Below are 14,186 nucleotides of genomic sequence, written 5' to 3'. Positions count from 1 at the left end.
CTCACACCACCATGATCGCGGGCTCGTCGGTGCGGACGAGCAGCGGCCACAACAGACCCTCAATGAGGGTCGAGGTCGGCGTGGCGTCGGCGAACCCGACGCCGGCCTTGCCGCGGGTGATGACCTCCCACTCGATCTTGTCGACCTTAGTCAGCACCTTGCGCTGGTCCGGCGTGAGCGTGACCGTGAGCGAACCGGGCGACGCCAATTCGAGCAGGGCTGCCTCATAGGCCGCGCTGACGACGCGGTCGGGGATGGAATCGGGGGGGATGGACTGTCCGTAATAGTCGACGGCGCCCGTGCGGGGCCACGCCAGCGCCTGGGTGGCGCCTCCCGTCGGGCGGCCGGCGAACCGGATGCCGTACAGCCCGTCGATATAGGCGGATGCCCGCAGCAACGCGGCATCACCATTCGCGTCCGTGGCGCTCGTGGGGGCGCCGTTGCCGCGCGCCGTGGCGTAGGCCCGCCATCCGGCAAGGGTGCCATAGCTGGCCATCAGTACAGAGCCCAGATGTTGTCGGCCGTGCCGCCGGTGCGGACCTGGAGGCAGCGCAGCGGGTTGTAGCCGATCTGGAGCGGGACGTCGGTCGTGGTGACGCCGTCGGCGTCCTGCAGGTTCGCAGTGCCCTCGGTCCCGACCAGCAAAGCACGGCAGATGCCACCGGCGAGGTTGGAATCTGCCTTCGTCACCTTCACCCACTTCGACGCAGGCGCGCTGACGACGTCATAGAACGGGGGCGCAGCGACGGCCTGGCCGACTTCGTTCTGCACAATCGGAGGGGTGATGCTCATAGCGCGGTCTCCTGCCGATCAGGCGGCGGGCTTGGGATTGTCGGCCAGCCACTTCGCCTTGCCAGCGGCGTCGAGCGCGTTGAACGCCTCGGCCTGTTCGCGCGGCAGCTTCTCGCGGATCTCGGTGTCGCCCTCCATAATGGAATACGAGCCGGCGCCGCGGTGCTTGGCTTCGGGGACAACTGCCGAAGGGATGCGCTTCGTCAGATCCTCGTTTTCGAGTTCGAGTTCGGCCACTCGATCCTTGAGGGTGACGATCTCGCTGTTGGCTGCTGCAAGGCCCGCCGTGGCTGCCTCGTGCTCGGCCGACAGGGCTGCCCACGCCTCGTCGAAACGCCCCCGCAGTTCCGCCATCTCGGGCGTATCGCCATTGACGTCGCGGCCGTCATTGACAGCGGCGTCAGCGCTCCGCTCACCGTTGAGCGAGAAGAACGGCAGCTTCTTGAGGCGCGGAAGGTAGTCTTCGGCGACTTCGAGTTCCCGGGTCTGCCCAGCCTCGATAAAGGCCATCCCGTCGGTGGTGTGCACGCCCTGCAAGGCGCGCGAGTTATTGGTGATGGTGGTTTTCATAACCGCCTCCAGCTTCGATCGGTGAGAACCCTGCCGAGACCGCCCCGGCAGGGTCATGCGCTCGCTCAGGCCGGCGGGGCCGTAACCTCGTCCGCGTAAGCCGCGGCCTTGGGCAGGCGCCACTCGGTGCCGCCGGTGCGCGCGATGATGCCGGTCTCGAAGCCCATGATGGACTTCTGGCGCGGCTGCAGCACGGTGCGGGGCATGGGCAGATGGAAGCGCAGCACCTCGGTGTCGCGGCGGTAGGCGACCATGCGGCCGCCACCATCCTGCGAGGCGGTAGCGAGCTCGCGCACCGGGATGATGGTGAGCGGCTGGCCAGTCTCGGCGGTGTAGATGTTGTTCTTGCGGATGTACTCCAGCACGGTGATCGTGCCGTCGCCGGCTCCGAGGCGCTTGGTCGCGATCGCGCGGAAGGCATCCGGCGGAATCGCCAGGGTGTCCGCCCACTCGACCTCATTGGTCTGCGTCCGAACCCGGCTCAGAACCTCGTTCACGTCGATCAGGATCTGATCGACCGTCTTGGCGGCCCAGAACGTGCCCGGCGTCGCGACGTCGGCGCGCGGTACGTCAGGGCTATTCGCGAAGCCCGTCCAATTCTTCTCGGTGGAGCCGACGAACGCGATGGAGTTGAGCAGGCGCTCGACCTTGTCGGACGCCGACATGGCATCGGTCGAGGGCAGAGCAATGCCGTAGAGGGCAGCCTGATTGATATCCTCGATGTTCCACTCCCAACCGGAACCGACCATGGCGAAGTCGTGCGACGCCTGATCGCGGGTGGTCTTGTTGAACGGCATGTCGGTGCCGGCGCCGGAGATGAACTTCGCTTCGCCCGCGCTGTCGACCGTGAAGAAGGTCGTGCCGATCGCCCACGGTGCCCCTTCGGTGACGACGGGGACGACCTGCGCGTAATTGAGGGTGGGATAGCGCTTCTGATAGATGCGCGTCTCGATGTTGCGCCCCTGCGCGATGACGAAGGGGAGCGCGGCCTGCGCATCAGCGAAGGCCTGCCGGACAATCTGGTTCATGGCGGCTGGTCCTTTCGCGATCAGCGGAGCTTGAGGGAGACTTCGACGATGTCGCCGTCCCCGCCCGACGTATCGAACTTCGCGCCCGGGATGCGGACGTGCGTCGTGGTGGAGGTGTAGCGACCGTCTGCCGGGTCCCAGTAGACGTCGCCGCCATCGACGACGGTGTCGCCGGCGGTCACGTACATCTGGCCCATCGTCATGAAGGCGCCGGTGAAATACTGCGGGTAGCGGTCGGCAACACCCGAGGAGACCGGCGGGACGGCGGGGTTCAGCACGGCGAGGCCGAGGAAAACGGCGTTCGCGGTGTAGGTGACGTCGATGTAGTAGGTGTCGCCCGCCGTCATGGTGCCGGCGTTCGAGATGGTGAAGGTCGTGATGCCGGGGATCGAGGTGTTCGCGGTCGCCACGAGGCCATCGCCGACGACCAAGCCGTCCGGGTCATAGACCAGGTAGGGCGCGGTCGCGGAGGTGCCGATCAGGACGATGCGATAGCGGCCCTGCTTGGCGCCGGCAGTGATCGCCGGGCTCGCCGTGATCGTGCCGGTGCCGACGTTGCCGGAGGCCGCGGCCGAACCGGCGCCCGTGGCAGCGAAGGTGCCGCCCAGGACAACACCATGATCGCCGGCGCCCCGGAAAGCGGGCTGGCCGAACGCGATGCCGGCCGCAGATTCGACGGTGCGGCTGACCTTGTTGCACTTCTCCTCGTTGGCGATCTGGCCGGGAAGGCCCTTCGCCGGCGAGACGCCATAGGTGGTCTGATAGGTCGCCATGATGCGCGCTCCCTCAGTTGGCCGAGGCGAGGCTCGCCGACGTCATGTCGGCCAGCATCTTCGCGCGGGCATCGTGGACGGGCTTGAGCTCGTCGGCGGTCGGGGTGAGCCCGTCCTTGACGATCTCGCGGAACGGATCGGACTCGCCGGTCTTCTTGACGGCATCCTCGACCAGGATGTCGAAGCGGGCGTCGATGTAGGTCGGCGACTTGTCCTTGGCGCTGTCGCCGACGACGGCGATCACGACGGCCTTCTTGATGTCGGCATCGGACAGGCCGTCGGTCTTCACGTCCTTCGCGAGGACCTTCGCCTTGCCGATCAGGTCGGCGCGGTCGGCGACGAGCTTGTCGATGGCGGCGGCGTCGAGCACCTTGCCCTTGAGGGCGTCGATCTCGGCATCCTTCTTGGCGATGTCGGCGTCCTTGGCGGCAAGCGCCTGCTGATGCTTGGTCTCGGCGTCGGTGAACTTGGCGGCGGCGTCGGCAACGCGGCTCTGCAGCGTCGCGATCACCGTGGCGCCCTGATCGGTCACTTCGATCGGGATGCCATCGACGGTAACCGTCTTGAGCGTCATGGTGATTTCCTTCTCAGGAGTTTTGTCGGTGATCGGGGCAGCGCCCCATTGAGCCGCATCGCCGATGCGGACCTCGGAACCGGCCCGGCCACGGGCGACGATCGCCACATGGTTCAGCCGGATGTTTCGCTGGACGGCGTCATAGGCCTCGCCCGAAGGCGTCTTGCCGGCCGTCCAGTCCAGATCGCAGGTGTAGCCGGCACTCAGCTCGCGCTTGCCGGCCTCGATGTCACGGATGGCGGCCTCGTCGCTCACCATCAGCGGGACGCGGATGAAGATGCCCTCGCCTGCCACCTCGTCGCCGGTCTGACCGACGGCGTGCTGCTTCCAGTTCTGCGAGGTGACGAGGTCAGCGGGATGATCGTTCGTGACGGGCCGATGTGCCGCGCTGCTGAGGGTATCGGCGCTGAACACCTCGTCGCCGGGCCGGTAGACCCGCACGGTGGCCATCTCCGCCTTGCCCACCTCACGGCCGAGGTAGACCTGCACGCCGGTGCGCGCGATCCTGGCGTCGGCGACGAGATAGCCGTCTTCGCGCCGGCGCGTTCCCGCGACGACTGCGACGTCTGTCAGTTGCATGAGAGCCTCTGTCGGCCTATGTTTCGCTCAGTCGCGAGCGTTTCGGACGTAAGCTGTGGGACCGTTCACGCGGGGCACGAGCATCGCGACGTTTCATTTCTTGTACATCGTCACAGCATCCAGCCGCTTCTTGCCGGCTCGAACCTCTGCGATGTAAGTGTAGGAAATCCCGTCGATATCCGCCCGATAGACCAGCCTTGGCTGGCCATTCTTGCCGCGTACGGGACTCAGCGCGGGCGCCGTGCGCACCACGTCTGGAAGCCGTTGGAAGTCCTCGGGCGTCACCGCCCGTTGTCCGCGCTGGATCTCCACCGAGGGGACGCCATGGCGACCGATGGCGTGCTGGATCGCCTGATTGCTCACCGAATGCTTGAAGCCCCGGACGTCGACACCGACCAGCTTTGATAGTTCAGCAGGCCGCCGCACTTTGGCGAACGGCACATGCTCCACAGTGTTCTGCCCGGCCTTGCCGGCGAGCGCCTCGATACGCTTGCCCGTCGGCACCCAGCGGCCATTTCCGCCGCGCGGCTGATTAGGATCGAACCCCTTTCGGCTGGGCCCGCTTCCTCGGCGCTTTCTGCGAGCGTCCTCGAAAGGTCGCGTCGTCGACCGACGCACCTCGCGTCTCCTGGCCAGCCGGCGGCTGCTGCGCCATCGCGGCCGCCTGCAACTCCTCCTCGCTCTCCTCCTGCTCCGAGAGCTTGCCGTATTCCTCGATGGCGCCTTCTAACCCCGGAAGCGAGCCGTCCTGCACGAAGGCGTTCACCAGCGAATCCGACAGCGCCTCGATCGGCATCAGCGGCGGGGAAGCGCCACCGGTGCCGGCGATGGTGCGCGCGGCTTCCGCCTTAGTCTTGAAGATGTCGGCCTTCTCCTTGTCGGAGAGAGCCCAGAGCGGCGCCCAATCGTAATAGACCTCCTCGGGACGCGCGCCGAGCGCCGAGCGGATCAGCACCTCATCAAGGCGCTGCATCGCCGGCGTCATCTCCAGCTCCTGCATCGAGGACAGCCGGTCGTAATAGTTCCGCAAATCGCTCTCGCCGGTGGCGTTCATGCCAGCCGGGGACTGGCCGAGCAGCCGGGTTGCCGGGATGTCAGCGGCGCCGGAGACGATCTGCAGGAAGCGGTCGAGCACGTCCGGCAGCGTCGCGAAAGACGTGGTCTTGGTCTCGTATTCCTCCTCCTTGTCGAGGAGCAGCGTGCCGTTGATGCCCTTGGCGGTGTTCGCGAGCGTGTATCGCTCCAGCAGCTTCGCCCGATAGGCCGCATCGGCGAGGTTCGCCATGAAGTTCGGCACCCGAATGATGTCGATCTTCGCCTCGAACACGAGCGAGGCGATGTTCGCCGAGGTGCCATCGGCCTGCTTGATGGCGTCCATCACGGACAGCAGGACGCTGTCGCCCCATCCCAACTCGGTGCCGCCGACGAGATCGACGTCCGGCTGCGCGTTGCCGGTGAAGATCACCAGGCGCGAGGGGTGGATCGCCACCATCGTCTTGTCGCCAGCCGTGAGATTGTAGACCTTCGGCCGGCCGTAGAACTCGCTCTCGACGTCGCGCTCGATCTCACCGACGGAAAGCTGCCGGCGCGAAAGCACGGTCAGATGGCGAATGCCGGCCAGCCCGACGCGGTCGACGTTCAGCGGCGCGGCGAGGTTCTGATCGCCCGTCCCGATGTGGATCGCAGCCCCGCCCCAGAGCCGCGCCTTGACGCGGGCCTCCAGCACCTTGCCGCGCAGGTTGAGGCGCTTCTCCTCCGCCTCGATCTTCTCGATCTGATCGCCGTCAGCCTGCCAGTCGCGCCATGCCCGCACGCTGTCGAAGGCAGGGATGTCGACGATCTTGCGGGGGAGCCAGGCACCCCGATAGGCGTTCAGCAACTGGCCATCGTCCAGCAGCGGCAGGCCGTAGTAGCTCGACGACGCCTTGTCGCGCTCGGTGCCCATGCGGCTGACGAGGTTCGTCAGGCTGTCGCCGACGAAGCGGGCGAACTGAACGACGCTCATGTCCGCTCCTAGACGTTGGCCAATGTGAAGGTCGAGCCCAGAGCCAGCTCGTTCAGAGCATCGGCGAAGGCATCGACCTGATCATCGTGTTGTGCATTGGGGAACGAGCACACCTCGTCGAGGAAAGTGTCGTTCCATGGGCCTCGCACCAGCTTCACGTTGCCGGCCTCGGCCTGGGCAGATGCGGGCTTGGCACGCACCGACTTCTCGCCGGTCGGGAGCACGACGATGACGTCGTAGCCTGCGAGCAGCTTGACCTTCGTCGCCGCGTCAGCCTTGCCGGCGGCGCCGGGGTCCTGCGGCATGCGAACGCGGACCCCAAGGCCGTCTTGCGTGGCGGTGTTCTTCAGGTTCGTCTCGACATCGCCCGGCGACCAGCGATCCCTGCGCACATCCTGCACGTAGAAGATGCCCCCGACGTATTTCATCTTGAGCCCGACGGTCCAGTCAGGCGAACGGCCGGCGACTGCCTTCGATGCCGCGAAGTCCCAAGCCCTACATTCCTGGCCGCCGGCGGGCACGGCGTCGACGATCTCGAAGTCTCCCCGCTGGAACATGCCGCCCGATCGGGGCGCCGGCCGCTGCTGGTACTGGCCCGAATAGGCGTATGAGCCCTTGGCCTTCTTGAGCCGTTCGATCTCGCCCGGCGGGAACCGCTCGGGAAAGAGCAGCTCGCCCTCCGCCGTGCGCGGATCCTCGAAGAACAGCTCATTGCCGACATAGGTTCGGCACGCCCTGTCAGGCTCGAACTCCATCGGCAGGTTCAGATGGGTGAACCCGATATCCAGATGCATGGCCACGGCAGCGATATCCTGCTCGTGGAGGCGCTGCATGATGATCACGATCGCCGACGAGGTGACGTCGTTCAGTCGATCCGAAATGCCCTCTCGGAAGATGCGGACAGCGGTGTCGCGCTCGGTATCGCTCTCGGCCGTCTCGGTCGAATGCGGATCGTCGATCTTCACCCGATCGCCGCGGCCGCCGGTCATCGATGAAAATGGCCGGGCCTCGCTGAAACCGCTGCCGGTGTTCTCGAACTTGCCCTTGGCGTTCTGATCGTCGCGCAGCTTCAGCGGCCACAGTGCCTGAAACTTCTCGCTCTCGATCAGGCGCCGCAGCTTGACGTTGTCGCGCAGCACGTTCGGCTGGCTGTACGAGGTCGCCAACACCTGGATATCAGGCCGGCCTAGCGGCCCCCATTCCCATGCCGTCCAGAAGACCAGCAGCAGGGATTTCATCATCCCCGGTGGCACGGTCATCAGCAGGAATTGGATCAGCCCCTCAGACACCGCCGTGAGATGCCGGCACATCGCCAAGAGCGCCCAACCAAACTTCAGCTCTCGCTTTGGCTCAAGGACGGACCAGAATTCTTCGATGAAGCCATCGAGGGTCTGGCATTTCGCCCGGATTCGCTCGGCATCCTGCCGGATGCCAACCCGTTCAGCCTCCAGCGCCCTCCTCGCCCTCTCCGCCCTGATCTGCCGAAGCAGCTCCGCCGGCGGCACTGGCAATTGGACCGAGAAGCGCTTCGAGGCGGGCGAGGTCATCGTCTGTCGCGTTCGTCAGGTCCACGGTCTGGATGGGGCCGCCGTTGGCGCCCGTATGCTGCATCGTCGAGAGCTTCGGGTGGACGTAGGGGGCGGCGGCACGGGCCATGTCATCCCGGCGGCTTGCATCAGCGCGCGGGTTGCGCATGACCTTCAGCATGTATTCGAGCGGGGTGTCGCCGCCCCGGGCGATCTCGCGCTCGCGGCGCGCAGTCGCCCGGTTCGGGGTGCCCTTCTGGCGCCCGCCTGTCTTCTTGCCGACAGCCATGAGCGGTGATCTACTTTTCGTCTAAATCAGAGGGGGGACGTCGATGCCATCGCCTTCAGCGCTGTCGAGAGCAATTGCCGACGTGATCCGCGATGAACTCGATGACGTCGATCGCTACATCAAGCGCGAGGAGTACGAACGCGCTCGCCGCGAGTTGGATGACGCGGTCGGCAAGCTGCGGAAGATTGCGGATCAGGTTCGACGCCTACAGCCGCGCGAATAGAGGGCCGCTTGCCGCACAACAACAGTCATTTTTGGGCCGTCCTGCAGCCCATGAATGCCGACTGGGAATCTCGGAATGAACGATGAGACGTCAGATCGCGAGGTCGGAGACGCTTGGATGGCTCACATCCTTGGCTCCCTTTATGAGCGATGGCCAAGGCGAGTGGATTTTTCTGCCCTCGACCTAGGGGCGAAAACCAGCCTTGAACCGCCGCGCGATCCTGAAGAATTCTTCGACGACCTCATCCGGTTTCTCGATCGAAACGGCTACGTCGACGCGGATCAGAGGATCGAAGGGAGCGCATTCGGTGTAGCGCTCACCGACAAAGGCCTTTCCACACTTGGCAGCCCAATCGAGGCGGACCAGAAAGCTCTCGGCACGCGGTTGAAAGAGGCTGCCACGGAGGCCGGGAAAGAGACCGGGCGGCACGTCATCGCCGAGCTAGTCGGATTAGTAATTGGCTCGGCGCTCAAGAGCGCATCGGGAGGTAGCGCATGACCAAGCGATCGGAAGTTCACTGGCGCGTGTCTGAATTCGAAAGCGGGCAGCCCTTCATTGTCATGGAGCAATATGCCGGCGACGAGTTGGACCTGTTCAAGAAGTTCATCGGGTTTGACCTACCTGACGGTACAAGCCTCGATGAGGCCAAACAGATCCGCGATCTTCTTTCGCGAAAGCTGATCCGCGTGTCCGAAACCTGACCACGGTGCGGAGCCTTCATCGTCTCGCGCGGGGTGTAAGAGCAGTTCCTAGTAACGTCGTCTTCGTCCCGACGCTCTGGGCTCGCTCAGCCCCCTTGCCGGGGGCGAGCCCTCCGCTGGGGCGTTCCCTCGGTCACAGTTCGGTGCATCCCCGCACGAGAGCCGCACCAAATGCTCATTGTCAATCCCGAGCCGAAACCCGCACGCAAGTTCACGCAACTAGAAGGGCTTCACCGAAGCCTTTGTAAGCATTGCGGCACATAGGTTTGCGGCATCATCGCGCAGGCGCCTCCAATGCGTGTACGAGTAGCCGGAGCGGGCCGCCTCTGCCTCGATGTTCAGATTGAACGCCTTGCAAAACGCCCAGCGTCCGAGGATGCGCGCATCTTCCGGGTAGCCCTTCAATACTGTCATCGGCCACTCGATCACCTGGTGCATGGCGCCGATCTCCTCGATCGCGGCGCCCCGGATTGGCCGATTTCGGCCCCTTCCAAGCTCCCCCGTGTCGACCTGGGCAACAAGATCGCCGAACTCGCTAACTATTGGCGGCCAGAACGAAGAATAACCCTGGGGCCCGACTGGTCCCTCCGTAGCAGAGAGCACCCTATAGGCGCGCACCATGCGTTTGCGCACCCACTCGCCCGACCATTCCGCCGGCGGCCCATCGCCATGCCGCCGCCGACGCTCTGAACGCTCCTGCATCCGCGCCGCCTTGCCGGGATCAACTTGGCCGGGCATCCAACCCTTTGCGCGCAGGCTGGCGTCGATGTCCGGGTTTTGTCCGGGTTTTGTCCGGGCGTCGTCACCGGCCTCAAGTTCAGCGTTCATAAGCGTTTTCCTCGAAAAACCCGCCGAAATCGGCCGCTTCGTCACCACCAGCGCCGAAGCCCTGTGTCCAGGAATTGTCCGGGTTTTGTCCGCTTGGCGCAGGCGCCGGCATCGTCTCGGGGAAGCCCCGGATGTGCCGGCCCTTCCACCACAGATGCGGGCGGCTCCAGCCGATGATGTCGTGCTGAGTGAGCTTGCCCTGGATCACGAGACGGTCGAACATCTTGCGCACCGCCTCGTCGCTCTGGGCTTCGCCGTCGCTGCCGGGCGCCCCAACCTGCTTGAGAGCGTCGCGCCAATCGCTGTAATGGACCGCGATCACATCGGCGGGCACGCCAGCGGCGATCATCTCCGGGGTCGGGACGATGCCCTTCTCCTTCTGCGCCAGCATCAGCGCCCGGAAGATCGGCTCCTCCTTGCCCATCAGCGCGTAGCCGGCGGCGGCGGTCTTCTTCTGCATGATCTCGCGCTCGCCGACCTGGAGGCAGACGCACGAGGTGATCGGCTTGCCATCGTCGGCGCGCTTGCCGACCTCGACCGATGCCAGTTCGAACCGGACATGCGCGTTGTCCTCGTCGTCCTTCTGCTTGCCGAGCACCGCCGTGCGAACCTTCGTGACCTCGTCGCGGGTGACGAAGACGACCTGGTCGATGTTCGCGTAGATCGAGGTGTGCCCGCGCAACTTCGTGCCGGCGGCGTTCATGTGGTGGACGAGGCAGACGTGGCAGCCGGCCTCCCGGTTGATCCGGTCGATGTTCTCCATCACGACGGACATGTCCTTGCCGCTGTTCTCGTCGGCGCCTCCCTGCGCCGTGGCGAGGGTGTCGATAAAGAACGCGCGCAGCGGCAGCCCGTAGATCGCCCGGATCGCCTTGAGCTCGGTGATCAGCGCGGGCGTATCACCATCCTGGCGGTAGAGGTCGATCTTCGACTGCAGCAGCACGAAGGGCACCGCCTCGTCGGGCGGGATGTCGAATTGCTTGCGGTAGGCGCGCAGCCGCTTCTTGATGCCCCGGACGCCCTCGCCGGCCTGATAGACCACCAGCCCGGGTGAACGCACCTTGCAGCCGAAGAAGTCGGTGCCGCGCGCGATCGACATCGCGGCGTGGATGGCGAGGAAGCTCTTACCGGAACCGGATGGGCCGCCGATCACCGACTTGTCGCCGAGCGTGAACCAGCCATCGATGATGTATTCATATTCCGGCCCGGCATCGTCGAGGTGCTGCCACGCCAGCGCGCCGAACTTAGAGACGATGGCGGGCGCCCATGGCGCCGTCGCCTTCACCATGTCGAACAGGGCCTGCGCGGTCCCGCCGGCGGCCAGCCAGTCGACGACGTCACCCTTAGGCGGGCACAGCGGCCAGTGGTCGGCTAGGTCGACGATGCGGACGCGGTCCGCGATGCCGTTCAGCCCGGCGGCGATCATGCTGGCGTGCTGGCGCCCGGTGTCGTCATTGTCCGGCAGCACGACGACCGCGGCATCGCGGAAGATGTCATTGAACGCGGGCTGCCACTTCTTCGATCCGCCCGCATTACAGGTCGCGGGGATCCCGAGCTTCCAGAGCGAATCGACCTTCTTCTCGCCCTCGACGATGAAGACCTGGCGCTCGTCGCCCAGCGCTTCCAGCACCTCCGGCAGGCGATAGAGCACCGGCGGCGGCTCGTCGTGGAAGTCGCGCGTTTCCGTGCAGCCCCAGGCCTTGAACTTCTCCTCGTCGAAGCGGGACCAGTTCGCCCCGGGCCCCTTGCGCATGAAGGTGCCGGCATCGAGCGCGTTGATCCACACGCCGGGCTCGCCGGGGGCCGGCCGGCGCTGCGAGAAGGTCTTCTTTCGCTTCGCCCCGTCCTTCGTCATCACCGGGCGGCCGTCGAGCGTGAAGACCTGGCGCACCACCTGATAGAGCAGATCGCCGATGTCGCTCACATAGTCATAGGTCGCCTCGATCTCGCGGCGCTCGACACCCTGCTGCTGCTGGCGCGCCGGGCCGGCGGCGTGGTGCTGGTGCTCCTGCCGGTCCTCGACCTCGAATCCGTTCTCGCGCATCCACTCGACAGCCGCGCCGTTCGCGCGCCCGGTCTGCCGCTGGATCAGCCAGAGCACCCCGCCGCCCTCGCCCGATTCATGATCGGCGGCGACGCCCTTCTTGAGGTCGACCGACAGCGAACCATTCGATCCGAACCGCAGCTCGGCCTTGGACGACATGGCCTTGTTCGGCTCGCCGAGCAGCAGCCGGGCCACGCCTTCCATATGCCGCGCGAGGTCGGAGACGTCGGTCATGCCGCGGCTCCGAACTTGCAGGTCTCATTGCCCCAGGCGTTCCAGCCGGGCCGGCGCTCGCGGGCGAATATCTCGCAATAGGGTCCGGGGATGCGCGCCTCGATCTCGGCATGCAGGCGGGGCGGCTTGCGCGAGTGTTCGCGGCGGGGCTCGATCAGCACGCCGGGGAACGGGTTGCCCTTGATCGAATGCGGGCGCCCGGCCTTCAGGATCACGCAATATTCCGCGTTGCCCATGACCTCGAAGCCCGTCCCGCGCGCGACGGAATTGGCATAGACGAACATGCCGCCCTCGCCGTTCCAGAGCTTTATCCAAGGGATCATCGACGAGTACCGCAGCCGCCATGCCTTCGCGATCTCGGGCATGCGGTGCATCAGCGGCGCGGTCATCCAGAGGCAGACGCGGCCGCCCTCGGGCAGCAGCAGGCTGCGCACCGGCATCGCCTTGATCTCGTCGAGCGTCATGCGGGGATAGTGCTGCGGCCGGGACGTCGTGCCGCCGGACCAGCGCCAAGGCGGGTCGACCAGCACCACGCTATGGTGCTGCGGCTGCAACTCGCCGAAGGGCCACGCGGGCGCCATGCTCAGGCCTCCAGCGGCGCGAGGCGGAAGCTGGCGCCGCCTCGGCCGGGGCCGGTGCTGGTGATCGTCCAGCCAAGCGGACCGAGCTTCAGGCGAAGGCGGCGCATCAGGATGAAAAGAGAGCCAGCCGGCCAATTCGGCCCGCCGTCAGGGTCGTCGCCCCATACTGCTTCCGCAAGCCGGCGCCCCTCGATGGAGGCGGGATAGGACTCGACAAGCGTGTCCAGGATGGCGCGCGAAACCGGGCCACGCGCGAGGCCGGTCAACGCCTTGACGTCGGTCCCGGCGCGCATCGGCTGGCCGCAGGTCGGGCATGTGCAGGCGGCGGTCATCCTTCGACCCCGTCATCGAGCACGTTGTCGGTCAGCACCGCGCCGCCTTGGGCGTGCGCTTCGGCGATCCGCTCCAGCAGCTCGGCAACGTCGATCCCGCGCGAGGCGGCGGAAGCCTGGAGAGCTTCGATCACCTCCGGTCGCAGCTTCACCACCACGATGCGCCGTCCGACCGCGCAGGACGGCGCAAGCCGGCTCGACAGCGCGATTCCATTCCGCCGCGCAGCATCCCGCGCCGCCTGGGGCGATATGCGCAGCGCCCCGGCGATGTCCTCGGCGGTTCCGCCGGCGCCCGCGATCATCGCCATCTGGATGACCCGGTCCTTGCTCCACGGCGTGCGATCGCGCTTCATCGGCGGTTTCCCTGGGGCTGCTGTTGCTGGCGGGCGCGGATGTCGGTCAGGCCGGACGCGATGGCGAGGAACACCTTCGCGCGCCGTAGCTGCTGGGCCTCCGGGCCGGAGCGCAGGCCGGAGGCGACAAGGGCGGCTTGGATGTCCTCGATCCGATAGGCCTCCTGCTGGGCCTCGCGGATCATCTCGTCGAAGGTGATGGGAGCGGGGGGCTTGCTCATCGTGCATCGCTCCCGATCAGCAGCGGCTCGACGTGCTGGGCATGGCGCGGGTAGCGGGTGTGGCAGGCCCATGCCCAGGCCGCCGCCGCGTCCGCCTCGTCGAAGCCTTGAGGGTTCCAGCCGAGCGCCTGGCACTTCGCCATGACGGCCTTCTTGCCGTCGTTCGTTTCCTTGAACCGGGAGCGGTCCACGAAGTAGCCCCGGACCTTCTGGACGTTCGCGAGGATGATGTCGTTGACGCCCCTGCCCCGCGCGACCGCCTCGCAGACACCGACCGCGCCGAACAGCAGCATCATGGTGTCGACACCGCGCAGGGACATGGGCGCCTCGATGACGATGATCTTCGGCTGCGACACGGCGAGGTGCTCCGAGAGGTGACAGAGGAGCGAGAACAGGCGCTCCGGACGCGTGGCGCCGGCCTTGCCGAGCTGCCACTTCCATGTGCGCGGCTTCTCGCCGGGCCGGCCCTCGGCGCAGCCCGTGGTGCTGGCGACGTCGAGGGCGAGGATCAGCGGGAGCGCCGTGGTCGACAT

General features: G+C 66.2%; 20 protein-coding genes. 3 read left to right on the top strand and 17 right to left on the bottom strand.

Going from position 1 to position 14,186, the window contains the following annotated elements; translation table 11 throughout:
• Window position 1: 1 nt before the first annotated feature.
• The 10 genes from ACQY76_RS16475 to ACQY76_RS16430 form a co-directional block, all read right to left on the bottom strand.
• A complete protein-coding gene (locus ACQY76_RS16475) occupies window positions 2-496 on the bottom strand; it encodes a DnaT-like ssDNA-binding protein (RefSeq protein ID WP_428029805.1) in 495 nt (164 codons plus the stop codon).
• Window positions 496-792 (bottom strand): spike base protein, RCAP_Rcc01079 family, encoded by a 297-nt coding sequence (locus ACQY76_RS16470; RefSeq protein WP_428029804.1) that lies wholly within the window; start codon window positions 790-792, stop codon window positions 496-498. Before ACQY76_RS16470 ends, ACQY76_RS16475 begins: the two co-directional genes overlap by 1 nt.
• Before the next feature lie 18 nt (window positions 793-810).
• Window positions 811-1,362: a hypothetical protein gene (locus tag ACQY76_RS16465; protein WP_428029803.1), complete on the bottom strand. Its 552-nt coding sequence runs from the start codon at window positions 1,360-1,362 to the stop codon at window positions 811-813.
• A 65-nt stretch (window positions 1,363-1,427) separates the two neighbouring features.
• A complete protein-coding gene (locus ACQY76_RS16460; RefSeq protein ID WP_428029802.1) occupies window positions 1,428-2,390 on the bottom strand; it encodes a DUF2184 domain-containing protein in 963 nt (320 codons plus the stop codon).
• A 20-nt stretch (window positions 2,391-2,410) separates the two neighbouring features.
• Complete coding sequence (locus ACQY76_RS16455; RefSeq protein ID WP_428029801.1) at window positions 2,411-3,163, bottom strand: structural cement protein Gp24; 753 nt, start codon at window positions 3,161-3,163, stop codon at window positions 2,411-2,413.
• Between the two features lie 13 nt (window positions 3,164-3,176).
• Window positions 3,177-4,316 carry a DUF2213 domain-containing protein gene (locus ACQY76_RS16450; RefSeq protein WP_428029800.1) on the bottom strand — a complete coding sequence of 380 codons (1,140 nt, stop codon included), beginning with the start codon at window positions 4,314-4,316 and terminating at the stop codon, window positions 3,177-3,179.
• Between the two features lie 93 nt (window positions 4,317-4,409).
• Entirely contained in the window at window positions 4,410-4,820 is a 411-nt protein-coding gene (locus ACQY76_RS16445) for a hypothetical protein (protein WP_428029799.1), read from the bottom strand.
• Window positions 4,821-4,848: 28 nt separating this feature from the next.
• The gene (locus tag ACQY76_RS16440) at window positions 4,849-6,321 is read right to left on the bottom strand and encodes a DUF1073 domain-containing protein (RefSeq protein ID WP_428029798.1); all 1,473 of its coding nucleotides are present in this window, start codon (window positions 6,319-6,321) and stop codon (window positions 4,849-4,851) included.
• A gap of 8 nt (window positions 6,322-6,329) precedes the next feature.
• On the bottom strand, window positions 6,330-7,868 hold the full coding sequence (terL, locus tag ACQY76_RS16435; RefSeq protein WP_428029797.1) for a phage terminase large subunit: 1,539 nt from the start codon (window positions 7,866-7,868) through the stop codon (window positions 6,330-6,332).
• Window positions 7,762-8,136 carry a hypothetical protein gene (locus tag ACQY76_RS16430; RefSeq protein ID WP_428029796.1) on the bottom strand — a complete coding sequence of 125 codons (375 nt, stop codon included), beginning with the start codon at window positions 8,134-8,136 and terminating at the stop codon, window positions 7,762-7,764. Before ACQY76_RS16430 ends, terL begins: the two co-directional genes overlap by 107 nt.
• Before the next feature lie 43 nt (window positions 8,137-8,179).
• On the opposite strand from ACQY76_RS16430, the gene ACQY76_RS16425 reads away from it, so the two are divergent.
• The 3 genes from ACQY76_RS16425 (at window position 8,180) to ACQY76_RS16415 (ending at window position 9,060) form a co-directional block, all read left to right on the top strand.
• Window positions 8,180-8,359 carry a hypothetical protein gene (locus ACQY76_RS16425; RefSeq protein ID WP_428029795.1) on the top strand — a complete coding sequence of 60 codons (180 nt, stop codon included), beginning with the start codon at window positions 8,180-8,182 and terminating at the stop codon, window positions 8,357-8,359.
• Between the two features lie 75 nt (window positions 8,360-8,434).
• A complete protein-coding gene (locus ACQY76_RS16420; RefSeq protein WP_428029794.1) occupies window positions 8,435-8,857 on the top strand; it encodes a hypothetical protein in 423 nt (140 codons plus the stop codon).
• A complete protein-coding gene (locus ACQY76_RS16415; RefSeq protein WP_428029793.1) occupies window positions 8,854-9,060 on the top strand; it encodes a hypothetical protein in 207 nt (68 codons plus the stop codon). Before ACQY76_RS16420 ends, ACQY76_RS16415 begins: the two co-directional genes overlap by 4 nt.
• A 219-nt stretch (window positions 9,061-9,279) precedes the next feature.
• Here the strand turns inward: ACQY76_RS16415 and ACQY76_RS16410 are convergent, their stop codons facing one another.
• The 7 genes from ACQY76_RS16410 to ACQY76_RS16380 are packed head-to-tail and all read right to left on the bottom strand — an operon-like array spanning window position 9,280 to window position 14,186.
• Complete coding sequence (locus ACQY76_RS16410; protein ID WP_428029792.1) at window positions 9,280-9,888, bottom strand: hypothetical protein; 609 nt, start codon at window positions 9,886-9,888, stop codon at window positions 9,280-9,282.
• Complete coding sequence (locus tag ACQY76_RS16405) at window positions 9,878-12,166, bottom strand: AAA family ATPase (RefSeq protein ID WP_428029791.1); 2,289 nt, start codon at window positions 12,164-12,166, stop codon at window positions 9,878-9,880. Before ACQY76_RS16405 ends, ACQY76_RS16410 begins: the two co-directional genes overlap by 11 nt.
• A complete protein-coding gene (locus tag ACQY76_RS16400) occupies window positions 12,163-12,747 on the bottom strand; it encodes an MT-A70 family methyltransferase (RefSeq protein WP_428029790.1) in 585 nt (194 codons plus the stop codon). The genes ACQY76_RS16405 and ACQY76_RS16400 overlap by 4 nt, the downstream gene beginning before the upstream one ends.
• A gap of 2 nt (window positions 12,748-12,749) precedes the next feature.
• Window positions 12,750-13,079, bottom strand: coding sequence for a helix-turn-helix domain-containing protein (locus tag ACQY76_RS16395; protein WP_428029789.1), 330 nt, complete (start codon window positions 13,077-13,079; stop codon window positions 12,750-12,752).
• A complete protein-coding gene (locus tag ACQY76_RS16390; RefSeq protein ID WP_428029788.1) occupies window positions 13,076-13,432 on the bottom strand; it encodes a hypothetical protein in 357 nt (118 codons plus the stop codon). Before ACQY76_RS16390 ends, ACQY76_RS16395 begins: the two co-directional genes overlap by 4 nt.
• The gene (locus ACQY76_RS16385; RefSeq protein ID WP_428029787.1) at window positions 13,429-13,653 is read right to left on the bottom strand and encodes a hypothetical protein; all 225 of its coding nucleotides are present in this window, start codon (window positions 13,651-13,653) and stop codon (window positions 13,429-13,431) included. The genes ACQY76_RS16390 and ACQY76_RS16385 overlap by 4 nt, the downstream gene beginning before the upstream one ends.
• Complete coding sequence (locus ACQY76_RS16380) at window positions 13,650-14,186, bottom strand: hypothetical protein (protein ID WP_428029786.1); 537 nt, start codon at window positions 14,184-14,186, stop codon at window positions 13,650-13,652. Before ACQY76_RS16380 ends, ACQY76_RS16385 begins: the two co-directional genes overlap by 4 nt.

Origin of the sequence: Ancylobacter sp., assembly GCF_965279025.1 — a bacterium.
GTDB lineage: Bacteria > Pseudomonadota > Alphaproteobacteria > Rhizobiales > Xanthobacteraceae > Ancylobacter.
This window is presented reverse-complemented; position numbering and strand designations above follow the sequence as displayed.